17 protein-coding genes are annotated in these 17088 nt (G+C 70.8%); 7 read left to right on the forward strand and 10 right to left on the reverse strand.

Annotation, left to right across the window (positions count from 1 at the left end; genetic code table 11):
• The first annotated feature begins 50 nt into the window (after window positions 1-50).
• Complete coding sequence (locus OHS17_RS20845; RefSeq protein ID WP_330313389.1) at window positions 51-1022, forward strand: YihY/virulence factor BrkB family protein; 972 nt, start codon at window positions 51-53, stop codon at window positions 1020-1022.
• Here the strand turns inward: OHS17_RS20845 and OHS17_RS20850 are convergent.
• Window positions 967-2235 (reverse strand): D-alanyl-D-alanine carboxypeptidase family protein, encoded by a 1269-nt coding sequence (locus OHS17_RS20850; protein WP_330313390.1) that lies wholly within the window; start codon window positions 2233-2235, stop codon window positions 967-969. The two genes, OHS17_RS20845 and OHS17_RS20850, sit on opposite strands and share 56 nt — an antisense overlap.
• A 121-nt stretch (window positions 2236-2356) precedes the next feature.
• Here OHS17_RS20850 and OHS17_RS20855 point away from each other — a divergent pair, with 121 nt between their 5' ends.
• The 3 genes from OHS17_RS20855 to OHS17_RS20865 all read left to right on the forward strand — a co-directional run bounded on the left by OHS17_RS20855 (window position 2357) and on the right by OHS17_RS20865 (window position 5722).
• Window positions 2357-2602: an SCO4848 family membrane protein gene (locus tag OHS17_RS20855; RefSeq protein WP_018101105.1), complete on the forward strand. Its 246-nt coding sequence runs from the start codon at window positions 2357-2359 to the stop codon at window positions 2600-2602.
• A 65-nt stretch (window positions 2603-2667) separates the two neighbouring features.
• Window positions 2668-3948 carry a metallophosphoesterase gene (locus OHS17_RS20860; RefSeq protein WP_330313391.1) on the forward strand — a complete coding sequence of 427 codons (1281 nt, stop codon included), beginning with the start codon at window positions 2668-2670 and terminating at the stop codon, window positions 3946-3948.
• A gap of 220 nt (window positions 3949-4168) precedes the next feature.
• The gene (locus OHS17_RS20865) at window positions 4169-5722 is read left to right on the forward strand and encodes an ABC transporter substrate-binding protein (protein ID WP_330313392.1); all 1554 of its coding nucleotides are present in this window, start codon (window positions 4169-4171) and stop codon (window positions 5720-5722) included.
• 27 nt (window positions 5723-5749) lie between these two features.
• Here the strand turns inward: OHS17_RS20865 and OHS17_RS20870 are convergent, their stop codons facing one another.
• Window positions 5750-6475 (reverse strand): TetR/AcrR family transcriptional regulator, encoded by a 726-nt coding sequence (locus OHS17_RS20870; RefSeq protein ID WP_330313393.1) that lies wholly within the window; start codon window positions 6473-6475, stop codon window positions 5750-5752.
• Window positions 6476-6503: 28 nt separating this feature from the next.
• On the reverse strand, window positions 6504-7775 hold the full coding sequence (locus tag OHS17_RS20875) for an MFS transporter (RefSeq protein WP_330313394.1): 1272 nt from the start codon (window positions 7773-7775) through the stop codon (window positions 6504-6506).
• Between the two features lie 130 nt (window positions 7776-7905).
• Here OHS17_RS20875 and OHS17_RS20880 point away from each other — a divergent pair, with 130 nt between their 5' ends.
• Window positions 7906-8415, forward strand: a complete 510-nt coding sequence (locus OHS17_RS20880; protein WP_073862704.1) for a MarR family winged helix-turn-helix transcriptional regulator — start codon at window positions 7906-7908, stop codon at window positions 8413-8415.
• 1 nt (window position 8416) lies between these two features.
• Here OHS17_RS20880 and OHS17_RS20885 read toward each other — a convergent pair whose 3' ends face one another.
• The 7 genes from OHS17_RS20885 to OHS17_RS20915 all read right to left on the reverse strand — a co-directional run bounded on the left by OHS17_RS20885 (window position 8417) and on the right by OHS17_RS20915 (window position 14121).
• Window positions 8417-9190 (reverse strand): hypothetical protein, encoded by a 774-nt coding sequence (locus OHS17_RS20885; protein ID WP_330313395.1) that lies wholly within the window; start codon window positions 9188-9190, stop codon window positions 8417-8419.
• Between the two features lie 13 nt (window positions 9191-9203).
• Window positions 9204-9794, reverse strand: a complete 591-nt coding sequence (locus tag OHS17_RS20890; RefSeq protein WP_330313396.1) for a hypothetical protein — start codon at window positions 9792-9794, stop codon at window positions 9204-9206.
• 153 nt (window positions 9795-9947) lie between these two features.
• Window positions 9948-10724, reverse strand: a complete 777-nt coding sequence (locus tag OHS17_RS20895) for a succinate dehydrogenase iron-sulfur subunit (RefSeq protein WP_018101096.1) — start codon at window positions 10722-10724, stop codon at window positions 9948-9950.
• Window positions 10724-12478: a succinate dehydrogenase flavoprotein subunit gene (sdhA, locus tag OHS17_RS20900; RefSeq protein ID WP_330313397.1), complete on the reverse strand. Its 1755-nt coding sequence runs from the start codon at window positions 12476-12478 to the stop codon at window positions 10724-10726. The genes OHS17_RS20895 and sdhA overlap by 1 nt, the downstream gene beginning before the upstream one ends.
• 30 nt (window positions 12479-12508) lie before the next feature.
• Window positions 12509-12982: a succinate dehydrogenase hydrophobic membrane anchor subunit gene (locus tag OHS17_RS20905; protein ID WP_018101094.1), complete on the reverse strand. Its 474-nt coding sequence runs from the start codon at window positions 12980-12982 to the stop codon at window positions 12509-12511.
• Between the two features lie 5 nt (window positions 12983-12987).
• Window positions 12988-13368, reverse strand: a complete 381-nt coding sequence (gene sdhC / locus OHS17_RS20910; protein WP_026171265.1) for a succinate dehydrogenase, cytochrome b556 subunit — start codon at window positions 13366-13368, stop codon at window positions 12988-12990.
• A 243-nt stretch (window positions 13369-13611) separates the two neighbouring features.
• Entirely contained in the window at window positions 13612-14121 is a 510-nt protein-coding gene (locus tag OHS17_RS20915; RefSeq protein WP_330313398.1) for a 2-oxo-4-hydroxy-4-carboxy-5-ureidoimidazoline decarboxylase, read from the reverse strand.
• 356 nt (window positions 14122-14477) lie between these two features.
• Here OHS17_RS20915 and OHS17_RS20920 point away from each other — a divergent pair, with 356 nt between their 5' ends.
• Both OHS17_RS20920 and OHS17_RS20925 read left to right on the forward strand, forming a co-directional pair.
• Window positions 14478-16073 carry a beta-N-acetylhexosaminidase gene (locus tag OHS17_RS20920; RefSeq protein WP_330313399.1) on the forward strand — a complete coding sequence of 532 codons (1596 nt, stop codon included), beginning with the start codon at window positions 14478-14480 and terminating at the stop codon, window positions 16071-16073.
• A 186-nt stretch (window positions 16074-16259) separates the two neighbouring features.
• On the forward strand, window positions 16260-17033 hold the full coding sequence (locus tag OHS17_RS20925; protein WP_330313400.1) for a DUF4328 domain-containing protein: 774 nt from the start codon (window positions 16260-16262) through the stop codon (window positions 17031-17033).
• The last annotated feature ends 55 nt before the right edge of the window (window positions 17034-17088 follow it).

The following is a 17088-nucleotide window of genomic DNA, read 5'->3' on the forward strand; positions in this document are numbered from 1 at the left end:
ACCTCGCACCGGGCTTCGGTTTTCACGCGCCGGAGGGGTAGCAGTGACCTATGGACTGGCTGAAAAATCTCCCCGTCATCGGGCCACTCGTCTCCCGGCTGATGGAGACGCACGCGTGGCGCAGTTACGAGACGCTGGTGCGGGTCCACTGGGCCCGGCTGGCCGCGGCCATCACGTTCATCAGCTTCCTCGCGCTCTTCCCGCTGATCGCGGTCGGCGCGGCGATCGGCGCCGCGCTGCTCACCGACAAGCAGCTGGACAAGATCGAGGACAAGCTCGCCGAGCAGGTGCCCGGCATCTCCGACCAGCTCGGCATCGACGGTCTGGTCGCCCACGCGGGAACGATCGGTCTGGTGGCCGGTGCGCTGCTGCTCTTCACCGGTATCGGCTGGATCGGCTCGATGCGGGACTGCCTGCGCGCGGTCTGGGACATGGACGACCTGGACGAGGGCAATCCGGTCCTGCGCAAGCTCAAGGACGCCGGGGTGCTGTTCGGCCTGGGCGGCGCGGCACTGGTGACCTTCGCGATCTCCTCGGTCGGCTCGGTGGCCGTGGGCCGGGTCGCCGACCTGCTCAACATCCCCGAGAACGGGGCGGGCGGGGTGCTGCTGCGGATCGCCGCCCTGCTGGTGGGCGTGGCGGCAGACTTCCTGCTGCTGCTCTATCTGCTGACCCTGCTGCCCGGCGTCGAACCGCCGCGCCGCCGGCTGGTGGTGGCCGCACTGGTCGGCGCGGTCGGGTTCGAACTGCTCAAGCTGCTGCTCGGCAGCTATATGAAGGGCGTCGCGTCCAAGAGCATGTACGGCGCCTTCGGGGTGCCGATCGCGCTGCTGCTGTGGATCAACTTCTCGGCGAAGCTGCTGCTGTTCTGCGCCGCCTGGACGGCGACGCCGAGCAAGGAGGAGGACGAGGAGAAGGAGCGGGCGGCGGACGCGGAGGGGGGCTCCACGCTCGCCGCCCGGCGCGTCACGGGCGAGGGCGGCGACGACGCATCAGGTCCGGCAGCGGCCAGCGCCGGTTGACCAGGAACACTCCGCCGGCCAGCAGCACCAGCACCCCGCCGACGATGCCCAGCGCGATCCCGACCCCGCCGGAGCCGTCGGTGGCGGCCGCCGCACGCGCCGCCTTGTCCGGTCCGTGTTCGCCCTGGGCCTTGTCCGCCTCGGCGCCCTTGCCCGCGCCCTCGGTGTCCGTGCCGTTGCCGGTGACCGCGGACTTCGGCGCGACCAGCTCACCGACCGGGGTCACCTTGCCGGTCGCGGCGAACCCCCAGTCCAGGAGCCGGGCCGCCTCCTTGTACACCGCATGCGTCTCGTCGTCGTCCGGGTGCATGACGGTGACGAGGAGGACCTTGCCGCCCTGCTCGGCGACACCGGTGAAGGTGTTGCCGGCGTGCGTGGTGTAGCCGTTCTTGACGCCCGCGATGCCCTTGTACGCGTCCACGCCGTCGGCCCCGGTGAGCAGCCGGTTGGTGTTCTGGATGCCGAAGGTCTCGCGCTTCTTGCCCTTCTTCTTCTCCCCGGGGAACTGGGCCTCGGCGGTCGAGCAGTACTCCCGGAAGTCCGCGTTCTGGAGCCCGTCGCGGGCGAAGAGCGAGAGGTCGTACGCGCTGGAGACCTGCTCGGGCGCGTCGTACCCGTCGGGCGACACCACGTGCGTGTCGATCGCCTGGAGCTCCTCCGCGCGGTCCTGCATGGCCTGGACGGTCTTCGGCACCCCGCCGTACATCGAGGACAGCACGTGCACCGCGTCGTTCCCCGAGCGCAGGAAGACCCCGAGCCACAGGTCGTGCACCGTGTAGCTGAGGTCCTCCTTGATGCCGACCAGGCTGCTGCCCTCGCCCATGCCGGCGAGGTCCTCGTCCTTCACCGTGTACTCCCGCGTCTTCGGCAGGAGCGCCGGATCGGCGAGGAGCGTGTCCGCGAAGAGCATCTTCAGCGTGGACGCCGGGGGCAGCCGCCAGTGCGCGTTGTGCGCGGCGAGCACCTCGCCGGTCTCCGCGTCCGAGACCATCCACGACCGGCCCGTCAGCTTCTTGGGCAGCACCGGCGCGCCGGGTCCGAGGTTGACCTGGGTGCCGGACCGCCCCAGCTGTGCGCCGCCGATCTGCGACATGGTCGCCGGAGGCTTGGGAGCGTCATCGTCCCCGTCGGCCGCTGAGGCGGGCGTGACGACAAAAGCGGACAGCAGGGCGGCAGAGGTGACCGCCAACGCGGCCTTCTTGAGAGCTGGCACGGTCGAAAACGTACATGCAGTTGATGTGAATATATGTACTGGCCGCGTGACCCGCCGGGCGGACCGCCGGGACGGACCACCCCGCCCGAGCCGCCCGGAGCGCGGCGGCGATACTGAATCCATGAAGCTCAGCCGCCCGGTCTCCTGGTTCCTGCTCGCCTTCGGGGTGTGGTCGTGGATCATCTGGGTCACCTTCGCTAAAAATCTCTGGAAGGACGGCAGCGGCCTCGCCTTCGACGACGCCGGTGACCCGACCGCGTACTTCTGGGTGCATCTGCTGCTCGCCATCACGTCCTTTCTTCTGGGGACGGCCGTCGGGTGGATCGGGTTCCGGGGCGTCAGGGCCCTGCGCACCGAAAAGGCTTGAAACCACGGGTCCCGGCCGGGGCTTGAGTCGGGCGTTACCGGGATAAAAGGGGCGGGGGAGCGGGCATGCGGGTTGTGGGAGCCGTGCTGGCGGTGCTCGTGGTGCTCGCCCTGCTCGTGGCCGTGCACCGCTATGTGTGGCGCCGGCTCGTCGGTGACACGACGCGCCAGGGCAGCCCGTGGCGCAGAGCCGGCACGATCGCCGCGTACGCGCTGCCGCTGCTCAGCGTCGGCGCCCTGGTCGCCGGGCCCGCGGGCGCGCCCTTCGCGGTCCAGCGGGTGCTGGCCTGGCCGGGCTACCTCTGGCTCGCCGCGCTGCTCTATCTGACGCTCGCCCTGCTCGTCGGCGAGGCCGTACGCCCCCTGCTGCGCCGGTGGCTCGCGCGCCGGGCGGCGGCCGGTGCGGTGTCCGTACCGGAACCCGCGCCGGTACGGGAGGCCGCGCCCGTCCCCGTACCGGCGTCGGCGCCGGAGGCCGGGCCCGCGCCCGAAGCGGAACCCGCCGCGCCGTCCCTGCCCGCCCCGTCGCGGCGGCTGTTCGTGGCGCGGGCGGTCGGGGGCGCCGCCGCCGTCGCCGGGCTCGGGACCGTGGGGTACGGGACGTACGGGGTGCTGCGCGGGCCCCGGGTGAAGCGGGTCACCGTGCCGCTCGCCCGGCTGCCGCGGTCCGCGCACGGGTTCCGCATCGCCGTCGTCAGCGATATTCACCTGGGCCCGATCCTGGGCCGCTCCCATACGCAACGGATCGTGGACACGGTCAACCGGACCCAGCCCGATCTCATCGCGGTCGTCGGTGATCTGGTCGACGGATCGGTCGCCGATCTCGGCCCGGCCGCCGAACCGCTCGCAGGGCTCCGTGCCCGGCACGGCGCGTTCTTTGTCACCGGCAATCACGAGTACTACTCCGGCGCGGCCCAATGGGTTGATCATGTAAGGGAATTGGGGCTGCACCCGCTGGAGAACGCCCGGGTGGAGACCGGCGGTTTCGATCTGGCCGGGGTCAATGACATCGGCGGCGAGAGCGAAGGGCAGGGCCCGGATTTCGCCCGCGCCCTCGGCGACCGCGACCCGGCCCGGGCGGTCGTGCTCATGGCGCACCAGCCCGTGGTCATCGACGAGGCCGTCGAGCACGGCGTGGACCTGCAACTGTCCGGGCACACCCACGGCGGCCAGCTGTGGCCGGGCAACTACATCGCGGAGCTGTCCAACCCGACCGTCGCCGGGCTCGAACGCTACGGCGACACCCAGCTCTACGTCACCCGGGGCGCCGGGGCCTGGGGGCCGCCCGTGCGGGTCGGCGCGCCGTCCGACATCACCGTGGTCGAGCTCGCCTCACGGCAGGCGTAATCACCCTCGTACGCACGCGAAATGGCGGAACGGGTGACCGTCCGGAAACCCTCTGTATTCGGCGTAAGCGTCAAAGGTTTCGACTGACAAACAATTGGCTATGAGCCTCTGATCTCCCCTTCCAGATGTGAAAATCGTGTGATTTGCTTGGCGCGAACGTGCGGTGATCTGCGTATCTGAGCGCGACACCGAGGTGGGGCAGTTAAGGGAGAGCACGTCAATGCGGTCGATCCGGCTACGGATTCTCGCGATTTTCGCGGTATTGGTCATCGCAGGCGTGGTCGCCTGGCAACTGCTTCCCTCGGACGAGGGGAACTCCGATCCGGTCGTTGTCGGCACGACCGACGCGGTGACCTCGCTCGACCCGGCGGGCGCCTATGACGCCGGTTCCTGGGCGATGTACAGCAACGTCTACCAGTCCCTGATGACGTTCAAGTCCGGGGGCATCGTCCCCGAGCCGGACGCGGCCGAGAGCTGCCAGTTCATCGGAGCCAAGCTGCAGACGTACCAGTGCAAGCTCCGCGACGACCTGACGTTCTCCAACGGCGACAAGGTCACCCCCGAGGACGTCAAGTACTCGTTCGACCGGATGCTGGAGATCAAGACGGACGTCGGTCCGTCGGTCCTCTTCCCCAGCCTGAAGAACGTGGTCACCGAGGGCCGGCTCATCACCTTCAACCTCTCCTCGCGTGACGCGACCTTCCCGCAGAAGATCGCCACGGGCGCCGGCGCCATCGTGGAGAAGGACGCCTACGCGGAGCACAAGCTGCGCAACGACGGCCAGGTGACGGGCTCGGGGCCGTACGTCCTGAAGTCCTACGACGCCGGTGTGAAGGCCGAACTCGTGCCGAACTCGCGGTACAAGGGCGCGGTCACCAAGACCGGCGGCCCGATCACCGTGCGGTACTACAAGGAGTCCGAAGACCTCCTCTCGGCATGGAAGTCCGGCCAGGTCGACGTCACGCACCGTCAGCTGCCGCCGTCCACGCTCGCCTCGCTGAACCCGGGCGACAGCGACCAGCGCGTTACCGAGGCGGACAGCGCCGAGATCCGCAACCTCGTCTTCAACGTCCGCAAGGGCGCCCCGCTCGCCGACCGCAAGGTCCGCCAGGCCATCGCGGCGGTCATCGACCGCGGCCCGCTGGTGAGCAAGGTCTACAAGGGCACCGTCGAACCGCTCTACTCGCTGATCCCGCAGGGCACCATCGGGCACAGCACCCCGTTCTTCGACGCCTACCCCTCGCCGGACGCCAAGCGCGCGAAGGCGCTCATGGAGCAGGCCGGCGTCCAGACGCCGCTGGCCGTCACCTTCGCCTACCGCGAGGGCGACCAGTACACCGACGAGACCAAGGAGATCCAGCGGCAGCTGAACGCCACCGGGCTCTTCAAGGTCACCATCAAGGCCGTCGAGTGGACCCGGTTCCAGAAGGGCTACGCGCAGGGCGAGTACGACATGTACACCGTCGGCTGGCTCCCCGACTACCCGGACCCCGACACCTTCAGCCAGCCGCTCGTCGGCCGCGACAGCAGCCTCCACAACGGCTACACCAGCAAGAAGATGGACGAGCTGATCAGCGCCACGCTGCAGTACAGCGACCGCAGCCGGGCCTCGAACGACTTCAAGGAGCTCCAGAAGCTGGTCGGCGAGGACGTGCCGCTGGTGCCGCTGTGGCAGAAGAAGGACTACGTCATCGCCAAGGCGGACGTCTCCGGCTCGCAGTACCTCTCCGACGGCACGGGCGTGTGGCGCCTGTGGGAGCTCGGCTGGATCTGATCCGGTCCACGACCGGGACGCGGGCGGCTAGGACTTCACCGGTCCGGCCGCCCGCGCCGTCGTTTCCGGCAGGAACTCCTCCAGCACCTCGGCCACTTGGCGCACCAGCGGCCGCACCACCCGGAACCGGGACAGGGCCAGGGCGCGGGCCGCGATCGGGACCGTACGGGTGACCAGGCGGCGGCTGCGGGCGGCGCCGTCCGTCCGGTCGTACACCCAGAACAGCACCAGGCCCATATGTGCGAGCCACATCAACTGCGGCAGCAGCGGGGTCAGTTCGGGGTCCGTCCGGGTGGTGGAGCCGGTCAGGCAGCGTTCGTGGATGGCGATGACCGCCTCGCGCGCGGTGACCGACTCCGGCGAGAACGGGCTGAGCGGGCTCTCCGGATCGGCCGCGTTCTTGAAGAACTGCGTGGCGAAGGGGCGGTACGGCTCCGCCACGTCCAGCCAGGCCAGCAGCACCCCGCGCAGCCGCGCCGCGAGATCCTTCTCGCCGTCCAGGACCGGCCGCACCGCCTCCGCGTGCTCGGCGGCCAGCCGGTCGTAGAAGCCCTGGACCAGGTGCTCCTTGGACGAGAAGTAGTAGTAGGCGTTCCCCACGGAGACGCCCGCCTCCTGGGCGATGGCCCGCATCGTCGTCCGGTCGTAGCCTCTCTCCTGGAAGAGCCGGAGCGCGGTTTCGAGGATCAGCGCACGGGTCTGCTCGCTCCGGGGGGCCTTGACGGCCTTCTCGTCCTTCTCTTCCTTCACCACGGCCCCGAGCGTATCCGGGCCGTGCCCGCTACCCCGCCGCGGGCGTCGTCCCCGCAGGCGCCCCGGCCTCCCGGGCCGCGCCACCGGCGGCGGGCGCCCCGAAGCGCCGTACGCCCGGCACCAGGGCGGTGGCCGCGCAGGCGGCACCGGCCAGCAGCCCGGCCGCGGCGAGCGGGACCTCCGTGTTCCAGGCGGAGGCGGCGAGCGGGGCGAGGGTGTAGCCGAGCGGCATCGCGGCCAGCGAGAGCAGCCAGTCGTACGAGGTCACGCGGGCCAGGGCCTGCGGGGGCACCGCGGACTGGACGGCGGTCTCCCAGACCGGGTTGAGGAATCCCAGACCGGCCATGGCGATCCCGTACGCGGTGAGCGAGACGGCCACCGGGGCGTGCGCGGCCAGCAGGCAGAGCGGCAGCACGTACAGCGCCCCGGCGAGATTGGCGGCCAGGACCGCCCGGCGGGGCCGGACGCGGCCGGCCACCAGCGAGCCGACGAGCAGGCCCACCGCACCGGTCTGGAGCAGGACGACCCAGCTCCCCTTGCCGCCCGGGCCGTGCAGGAAGAGGGCCGGGCCGAGCGTGGTCAGCACGGCCGCCGCCCCGTTCCAGACGGCGTGCGCGATCAGGCTCGTCCAGTACCAGTCGCGGCTGCGGACCTCGGTCCAGCCGCCCTTGAGGTCGCCGAGCAACGAGCGCCGGGGGATGGGGACATGGCGGACCCGGATCACGTACAGCAGGGCGGCGCTCACCGCGAAGCTGGCGCCGTCCAGCACGAAGGCCCAGCCCGGTCCGGCGGTGAAGATCAGGGCCCCGGCGACGGCGGGCCCACCGATCCGCGCGGTCCCGGAGGCCACCGCCATCAGCGAGTTGGCGCGCAGCAGCCCCGACTCGTCCACGGTGCCCCGGACCAGCGGCGACGAGGTCGGCATCGCGAAGGCTCCGGCCGCGCCGCCAACCGCCTCGGCGAGGGCGATCTGCCAGAGGGCCGGGGTGCCGGAGAGGAGCTCGGCGCCGACGAAGAGCTGGGTCGCGCACCGCACGAGGTCGGTGGTCAGGGCCACCGTGCGGGCGTTGAAGCGGTCGCCCACGACCCCGCCCAGCGGGAGCAGCAGCAGCTTGGGCACCATCGCGCAACCCAGCACCAGGGCGAGATCGCCGGTCGAGCCGGTGGCCAGATAGACGGCGAGGGTGAGCGCGGCGGGGATCGCGGAGTCGCCCAGCATCGAGAGCGAGCGCCCGATGAAGAGCAGCCGGAACGAGCGTGTTCTTAAGGGGTGCGCCGTGGGCGGCGCGGGAGTGACCATGGGCGGAAATCTATTTCGGTACCGAAGTATCCGTCAACGAGAATTACGGTTCCGAAGGACCCCGCCCGCCGGAGGTGCCCGGCCGCCGGAGGGCCCCGCCCGCCGGAGGCGCCCGCGTAGGCTGAGCGCCATGGAGCAACGCGACTGGACCGACGGCCACGTGGAGCGCTGGAGACCCGTGCTTCCCGAGCTCGACGCGGATGTCGAGGGTGCGGTGACCCGGATGAAGAAGCTCTCCGTCCATCTGCGCCGGGTGCGCGAGCAGTCCCTCATCGACTTCGACCTGGACCGGCAGGAGTTCGACACCCTGCACAAGCTCGCCGGACGCGGCGGCACCGCGGCCCCGTCCGAACTGGCCGCCGACCTCGACCTCGCCCCCGCGTCCGTCACCGGCCGGCTGGACGCGGTCGAGCGCCGCGGTTTCGTCCGGCGCACCCCGTCCACCACGGACCGGCGCCGCGTCGACGTGGTGCTGACGGACGAGGGCCGGTCGACCTGGCTCGGCGCGATGGCCTTCCTCGGGCACGAGGAGGAACGGCTGCTCGGCGTCCTGGACGCGGACGAGCGGGCGCTGCTCAACGACATGCTGCGGCGCATCATGGTCGTCGCGGAGGACCGGGGCGGGGCGGCCTGGGACTGACTCAGTCCTCCGCTGTGAGGCCCAGCTCCTCCCGCACCCCGTCCGGGCCGAGTTCCAGCAGCCGGGCCACCGCCTCGTTCCACCCCTCCGCCGCCCGCTCCACCGCGTCCCGGAAGCCCCGCCGCAGCGGACCCCCGGCCAGCAGCAGCGCGACGGCGGCGACCGGGCGCAGCAGCCACCGCCCGCGCACCGTGGCCACCGCCTCGACCGCCCAGCGCCCGTCCTCCGCGCGCCGGGGCCGCAGGTGCAGCCGCGCCTCACCCAGCAGGTGCTTCAGCCGCACGGTCACCGGCGCGCGCGGGGCGGGCGGCGCACCGGGCGGCAGCGCCGCCGCGTCCCACCACGCGGCCAGGTCGGCCCGCGCCCGCCCCGACCCGCGCCGCAGCACACCCGAGCCGTCCGGCCCCCACATCCGGCCCCGCCCCTCGATGAGCCGGGGCCGGTCGGGCGCGGTCAGCCGCAGGGACACCTTGGCGTTCAGGTCCGGGGCGCTCAGCCGCTGCTCCACCTCGACCGCGGAGGCGCGCCGCCACTCCCGTATGCGGACCGCCATCCGCTCACCGTCGTCCGCCCGGCCGACCTCGTACAGCGCCCCGGCCCGGAGGTGACGCCCCTTCAGCAGCCTTAGGTCCTCGACGGGTTGGCCGTCCGGCGTGACGACGGTCGCGCCCTCGGCCCGGGTCGACTCGGCCAGGTCCCAGAGGAGCGGGGCGAGTTCGGCGACGAGGGGGCGCTCCACGGCCAGGACGGTGACGGAGTGCCGCAGGACGGCCATCGGGTGTCCGCCCTCAGACGCTCATCGAGCGGGCGGTGTTGACCTGGGACATCACCATCGGGAAGGTCTCCGGCTGATAGGCCGGGATCATCGTGGAGTGGTGGCGGCCCGCACTGGTCACCGTCACCTGGACGAAACCGGTCGTCCGCTTCTGCTTCATCAGCAGGAACAGCAGGCCGATCAGGCAGAACAGGGCGAAGATGATCGCCAGCACGATCGCGACCGGCGGGATCTTCTCCTCGGTGCGCGACATGTCCGTCGCCGTCCACACCGCGCCCCTCAGGGGCATCGTCCCGGACGGCGTCACGATCGAATCGCTCATCACCGTGATGTCCCCGATGGACAGCACCGGCGCCCCGCCGCCCGCCGGAGCCGCGCCCGGATATCCGTATCCCGGGGGCTGCTGCGACGGATAGCCGTAGCCCGGCGGCTGCGACGGCGGGCCGGAGAGCGGCTGCGGGTAGCCGTAGACCGGATTGCCGCCCGACGGGTAGCCGTAGCCCTGGCCGTTCGGGACGCCGGGCGGAGGCCCGGGAGGTGTTCCGGGCGGCTGGGAGGGCCCCCACTTGGATGAGTCGTCCGCGTACGGATTCGGATCGCTCAACGTTCCCCGCTCTCGCTCTCCCCGCGCACCCCCGTGGCGGCGGTGGGTGAACCGACCACCGGTTCCGCACGACCGTACCGTCCGGGCCGCCGGGACGCAGCAAGAGGCCCGGACCCCCGAAGGGGACCGGGCCTCTTCACAGGCGCGGGGGGATCAGAAGCGACGCGTGATCAGCGCGCGCTTGACCTCCTGGATCGCCTTGGTGACCTCGATGCCACGCGGGCAGGCGTCCGTGCAGTTGAAGGTGGTGCGGCAACGCCACACACCGTCACGGTCGTTGAGGATCTCCAGGCGCTGCTCGCCGCCCTCGTCGCGCGAGTCGAAGATGAAGCGGTGCGCGTTGACGATCGCCGCCGGGCCGAAGTACTGGCCGTCGTTCCAGAACACCGGGCACGAGGACGTGCACGCGGCGCACAGGATGCACTTGGTGGTGTCGTCGAAGCGCTCGCGGTCCTCGGGGGACTGCAGACGCTCGCGGGTCGGCTCGTTCCCCTTGGTGATGAGGAAGGGCATGACGTCGCGGTACGCCTGGAAGAACGGGTCCATGTCGACCACGAGGTCCTTGAGGACCGTGAGGCCCTTGATGGCCTCGATCGTGATCGGCTTCTCCGGACTCAGGTCCTTGATCAGCGTCTTGCAGGCGAGCCTGTTCTTGCCGTTGATCCGCATGGCGTCCGAACCGCAGATGCCGTGCGCGCAGGACCGGCGGAACGTGAGCGTCCCGTCCTGGTCCCACTTGATCTTGTGAAGGGCGTCGAGGACACGCTCCTTCGGGTCGATCTCGATCTGGAAGTCCTGCCACTGGGCCTCGTCGGAGACCTCCGGGTTGAACCGCCGGATGCGGAACGTGGCCGTGATGTACGGCGAGTCGGCGAAGCCGGCCTCGGGCTCGGGAGCCTTGTCGGCCTTGTCCAGGGTGGGTGTAGCCATCAGTACTTACGCTCCATCGGCTGGTAGCGGGTCGTGACGACCGGCTTGTAGTCCAGCCGGATCGACTCGGTGCCGTCCTCGGCGACCTCGCGGTACGCCATGGTGTGGCGCATGAAGTTGACGTCGTCGCGGTTCGGGTAGTCCTCGCGGTAGTGACCGCCGCGGGACTCCTTGCGCGCCAGCGCCGACGTCGCCATGACCTCGGCCAGGTCGAGCAGGTTGCCCAGCTCGATGGCCTCCAGCAGGTCGGTGTTGAACCGCTTGCCCTTGTCCTGGACGGAGACGTCCAGGTAGCGCTTGCGCAGCTCCGCGATCTTGTCGACCGCGGTCTTGATCGTCTGCTCGGTGCGGAACACCATCACGTTGGCGTCCATGCACTCCTGGAGCTCCTGGCGGATCGCAGCGACCCGCTCGGTGCCCGTGGAGTTGCGCAGCCGCTCGACCTGGTCGATGACCTGCTGCGCCGGGTCCTCGGGAAGCTCGGGGAGGTCGCTCTTCGCGGAGTACTCGGCGGCGGCGATGCCCGCGCGGCGTCCGAAGACGTTGATGTCGAGCAGCGAGTTGGTGCCGAGGCGGTTGGCGCCGTGCACCGACACACAGGCGACCTCGCCGGCGGCGTACAGGCCCGGGACGACGGTGGTGTTGTCGGCCAGCACCTCGCCCTCGACGTTGGTCGGGATGCCGCCCATGGCGTAGTGCGCGGTCGGCTGGATCGGGATCGGGTCCGTGTAGGGCTCGATGCCGAGGTACGTACGCGCGAACTCGGTGATGTCCGGGAGCTTGGCGTCCAGCTGCTCCGGCGGGAGGTGCGTCAGGTCGAGGTAGACGTGGTCGCCCTCGGGACCGCAGCCGCGGCCCTCGCGGATCTCCGTGTAGATGGAGCGGGACACGACGTCACGGGACGCGAGGTCCTTCATGACGGGCGCGTACTTCTCCATGAAGCGCTCGCCGTCCTTGTTGCGGAGGATGCCGCCCTCACCGCGGGCGCCCTCCGTCAGCAGGATGCCCATGCGCCAGATGCCGGTCGGGTGGAACTGGAAGAACTCCATGTCCTCCAGCGGCAGACCCCGGCGGTAGCAGGCGGCCTGGCCGTCACCGGTCAGGGTGTGCGCGTTCGACGTCACCTTGAAGAACTTGCCGGTGCCGCCGGAGGCGTAGATGACCGCCTTCGCGCGGAAGACGTGGATCTCACCGGTGGCCAGCTCGTAGGCGACGACGCCGGCGGACTTCTTGACGCCGTCCTCCTCGACCACCAGCTGGTCCAGGACGTAGAACTCGTTGAAGAACTCCACGCCCTCCTTGACGCAGTTCTGGTAGAGCGTCTGGAGGATCATGTGGCCGGTGCGGTCGCCCGAGTAGCACGCGCGGCGGACCGGGGCCTCGCCGTGGTTGCGGGAGTGACCGCCGAAGCGACGCTGGTCGATCTTGCCCTCGGGCGTGCGGCCGAACGGCAGGCCCATCTTCTCCAGGTCGAGAACGGCGTCGATGGCCTCCTTCGCCAGGATCTCGGCGGCGTCCTGGTCGACCAGGTAGTCACCGCCCTTGATCGTGTCGAAGGTGTGCCACTCCCAGTTGTCCTCCTCCACGTTGGCCAGCGCGGCGGCCATGCCGCCCTGCGCGGCGCCCGTGTGGGAGCGGGTGGGGTAGAGCTTGGTCAGCACGGCGGTGCGGCTGCGCTTGGTCGACTCGATGGCCGCGCGCATGCCGGCGCCGCCGGCGCCGACGATGACGGTGTCGTACGTGTGGATCTGCATGGTTTACCTCTGGTCCTTCGGGCCCGGCGCCTAGCGGATGTTCGGGTCGAAGGTGAAGATCACCAGCGTGCCCAGCAGGACGGTGAACACCGTGGCGGTGTACAGCAGCATCTTCAGCCAGAAGCGGGTGTTGTCCCGTTCGGCGTAGTCGTTGATGACCGTACGCAGACCGTTGGCGCCGTGCAGCATGGCGAGCCACAGCATCGCCAGGTCCCAGACCTGCCAGAACGGCGAGGCCCAGCGGCCCGCCACGAAGGCGAAGCCGATCTTGGACACGCCGCCGTCCAGCACCAGCTGGATCAGCAGGTGGCCGAGGACGAGGACGACCAGCACGATGCCCGACAGGCGCATGAAGAGCCAGGCGTACATCTCGAAGTTGGTGCGCGAGCCCTTGGGGGTCTTGCCGGTCCGCTTGCGCGGCGGCTCGATGACGGGGGCCGGGTTGTCGACGTCGTACAAGGAAACGCCTTCGACGGCGCCGATCGCGGAAGTCTCGGTGGACATGGGCCTCAGCTCCCGAAGAGTTCGCGTACGGCGTGGCCGAGCACGGGGTACAGGGCACCCAGCATCAGCACGATCCAGATGCCCAGCACGACCCAGAGCATCTGCTTCTGAACGCGCGGGCCCTTGGCCCAGAAGTCCACGGCGACGATGCGCAGACCGTTCAGCGCGTGGAAGAGAATCGCGGCCACCAGGCCGTATTCGAGCAGCGCGACGATCGGCGTCTTGTACGTGGACACGACGTCGTCGTAGGCCTCGGGGGAGACGCGGACGAGGGCGGTGTCCAGGACATGAACGAACAGGAAGAAGAAAATGAGGACACCGGTGACTCGATGAGCCACCCAGGACCACATGCCTTCCCGGCCGCGGTACAGCGTTCCAGCCGGCACGGAAGAACCCTCCGGGAGCGGGGATTGGGGTCGGCCGGCTTGACTGTCGGTCTGACCCGGCCGGGTACGGTCCACCGGCCCCGGCCATCGTAGCGACGGTTTGTCGGTTCGATCGCGCGGGGCCCTCCGGTGTGATCAAAGTGGCAACGAAACAGGCACGGACGGGCTATGGACAGCCCTCCGCGACCCTGCTCGGCCCCTCCGTGCGGGGGAATCCGGCCCGCCCGGCCCGTCCGCAACCCGTTATCGACTCGATACCAACGCGGCCAGTCGACCCCGGGCGAGTCGCCGCATTTCGTCCGCCGCGACCGCCCGCTCCCGGTCCTCCTCGTGCCCCAGCCGGGCCCGGATGCCGGCCAGGACCTGGTCCGGGTGCTCGGCAGGCGGATAGCCGTCCAGGCAGATCACGAAGGCGTGGCCGAACCTGCGTTCGTACTCGGCGTGGGCGGCGGCCAGTGCGAGATGGGCGGAGCGCGGCGCGTCCGGCCGCAGCCCCGGTGACTCCTCGGCCGCCAGCGCCTCGGCATGATCGGCGGGGGCCAGGTCGTAGGCCGCCTCGTCGGCCGCGGCGAGCAGCGCGTCCGTGTCCGGGTAGGGGCGGTGGTCGGCGAGCCGGCGCGCCCAGGCCGCGCTGCCGAAGCACTCCAGGAGGGCCGCCTCGGCCTCGGGGGCGGGCGCGCCGTTGAACCGGGGCAGGCCCCAGGCGTGCGGGGCGGACCGGGCGGGGGCGCCGCTGCGGCTCTGTACGGGCACGGCGGTGCGCCGGGCGGGCCGGGGCGGCTGCTCGGGAAGGCCGGCGTGGGACTCGCTGGACCTGGACAGCGGGAGCTCCCGAATGGAGAGATGAAGGGGGACTCGGATGTGAAGGAAGCTCAACGCTAGCGAGGAGGGGATAAGGGTGGGCGAAGGATGCGCGAATTTCACCCGGACGGGAGAGTTTCGCGATGCCTGGCGAGCGGTTGTGTGAGGAGAATGCCCGGTTACCTCCCTTCATCTGCCCCTTTTCCTCGTAGTTCTGCTCCCTTTACTCCGACCCGCCCCTGACTTTTCCCTGACCCGCCTCTGACTTTTCTCCCCCCACGTTTCTCCGAACCGGAGGTTTCTGACTGATGGCATCCTCACGCGGCGCCCTCCTGGCCGTGACGGCGGTGGCCGCGGCGAGCGTCGTGCTCGTCGGCTGCGGCGGCTCCGGAACCGAGCACGGCAACGGCCCCGAGACGTCCCGTGCGGCGTCGTCCCCTTCCCCCACCCCGTCACCGACCCGCAGCTACCCGCTCTCCAAGACGCCCCGCACCATCCCCGCCGTACGCGAGCACACCCCCGCCCACGGGCCCGGCTGGAAGCCCGGCAAGGACAGCGGGGTGGTCCTCGCGAAGGGCAGCGGCAAGCTCGCCGACGAGGGCAAGCTGCTGGCCGGCGAGCTGAAGATCCACTACCGGGGCGAGGCGGCCGCCCGCGCCGGTGACGTCGAGCTGGCCCTCACCCCGAAGGCGTCCGGCGGGTCCGAGTCGTACACCCTGCGCACCGCCGACGGGCGGGTGCGGATCAGCGGGCCGGGCGAGGCGGGCGTCTTCTACGGGACGCGCACCCTCAAGCAGTCCGTGCGCGCCGACGGCTCGATGCCCGAGGGCGAGGTGCGCGACCGGCCCGACAAGCCGCAGCGCGGCCTCAACCTCGACATCGCCCGCAAGCACTACACCGCGTCCTGGATCGAGGACCGGATGCACGAGATGGCCGACCTCAAGCTCAACCAGCTCGGCCTGCACTTCTCCGACGACCAGGCGTTCCGCATCGAGTCGGACACGCACCCCGAGGTGGTCTCGCCGGACCACCTGACGAAGAAGCAGGTGCGGCACATCGTCGCCCTGGCCGGCCGGCTGCACATCCAGGTCGTCCCGGAGATCGACTCGCCGGGCCACCTCGGCGCGGTGCTGCGCGCCCACCCCGACCTCCAGCTGCACAACGTCTCGGGCGTCGCCTCGACCGGGTCGCTGGACATCTCCAAGCCGGGCGCGGCCAAGCTGATCGACGAGCTCCTCGGCGAGTACGCGGAGCTGTTCGGCGGCGCGTACTGGCACCTGGGCGGCGACGAGTACCGGGCGCTGATGGCGAGCAACCCGGCCGCCTCCTACCCGCAGCTCCAGCGCGCGGCGGTCGCGAAGTACGGCTCCGGGGCCGGCATCTCCGACCTCGCCACCGGCTGGCTCAACGACCGGGCGAAGGTGGTCCGCAAGCACGACATGCGGCCGAAGGCGTGGAACGACGGCCAGTTCCGCGACAGCGAGGTGCGCGCCGACAAGGACATCGAGGTCGAGTACTGGACGGGCAAGGAGTACGGGGCCCGGTCGCCGGAGGAGTATCTGCGCGAGGGCCGCAAGGTCCTCAACCTCAACGACGAGTTCATGTACTACGTGCTCGGCCAGCCCAACGCCTTCGTCTACCCGACCGGCAAGCGGATCTACGAGCAGTGGACCCCGCTCGTGCTGCGCGGCACCACCCCGGTCCCGGCGCGCTACTCGGACCAGATCCTCGGCGGCCGGTTCGCGGTCTGGGGCGACTTCCCGAACGCCCAGACCGCCGAGCAGGTCGCCGCGGGCATCCGGATGCCGCTGCGGGCGACGGCCCAGAAGCTGTGGGTCCCGGGCAAGCCGAAGCTGAGCTACGCGAAATTCCAGTCCCTGGCGAAGGAGATCGACGCGGGCTGAGCCGCCGGAAACGTCTCTGACCATGGACAACGCGGCCACCGGGCATTACGTTCCGGTGGCCGCGCTCGTCCGGGGAGGGACGCGCGCGCTTCTCGCGTCGACGTCTGAATCCTGGGGGGTTCCGTTTCCATGCTCTGTTCACTCTGCGGTACGAGACCGGTCGGCTCGGCCGGTGCGCGGTGCGCCGTGTGCACCACTGCGGCGGACGCCGGCCGGGGCCAGTCCCAGTCCCAGTCCTGGGCCGGCAGCCCCGGCTGGGCGCCGGAGCCGCTCGGGCCGGACCAGCTGCGCTCACCGGTCGGCCTGGCCAGGGCGGTGTGCGTGCTGCTCGGCGCGGCGGCCGTCGCGGACGTGCTGTCGATCGCCGCCGGTGTCCACGCCCGCATGCTGTACGCCGACGAGGCGGACGGCGGCAGGGTCGACGAGGTGGCGTGGAACCACGCCGACAACCTGTACCGGTCCACCGGGGCCCTCCAGTCGCTCACCTTCCTCGCGACGGTCGTCGTCTTCCTCGTGTGGCTGCACCGGGTCCGGCGCAACGCGGAAGTGTTCGACCCGTCCGCCCACACGCTGCGGCCCGGCTGGGCGATCGGCGGCTGGTTCGTACCCATCGGCAACCTGTGGCTGCCGTACCGGGTGGTGAGCGGTGTGTGGTCCGCCAGTGCCCCGCTCGACGGCCTTGGACACCGGTCCTTCGTGCCGCGCGGCCTGCTGAACGCGTGGTGGGCGGCGCTGGTCGCGGACCAGCTCGTGAGCCGGGGCGCCGGCCGCCTCTACGCCGACGCGGAGACCGGGGACGAGATCATCCGCGGGCTCGACCTGGTTGCCGCCACCGATGCGCTCGACCTCGTCGCGGCGGTCCTGGCCATCCTGGTCGTCCGCAGGGTGACGGCGATGCAGTCCCGGCGCGCGGAACTCGGCGCGTTCCCCGCGGTGCCGCGTCCGCTCCAGGCGCACTGAGACGGGGGCCCCGGCGGCGGTAATCGGCCAGAGGCAGTGACGCTTTTCGGCCATT

Source organism: Streptomyces sp. NBC_00523 (assembly GCF_036346615.1).
Classification (GTDB): domain Bacteria; phylum Actinomycetota; class Actinomycetes; order Streptomycetales; family Streptomycetaceae; genus Streptomyces.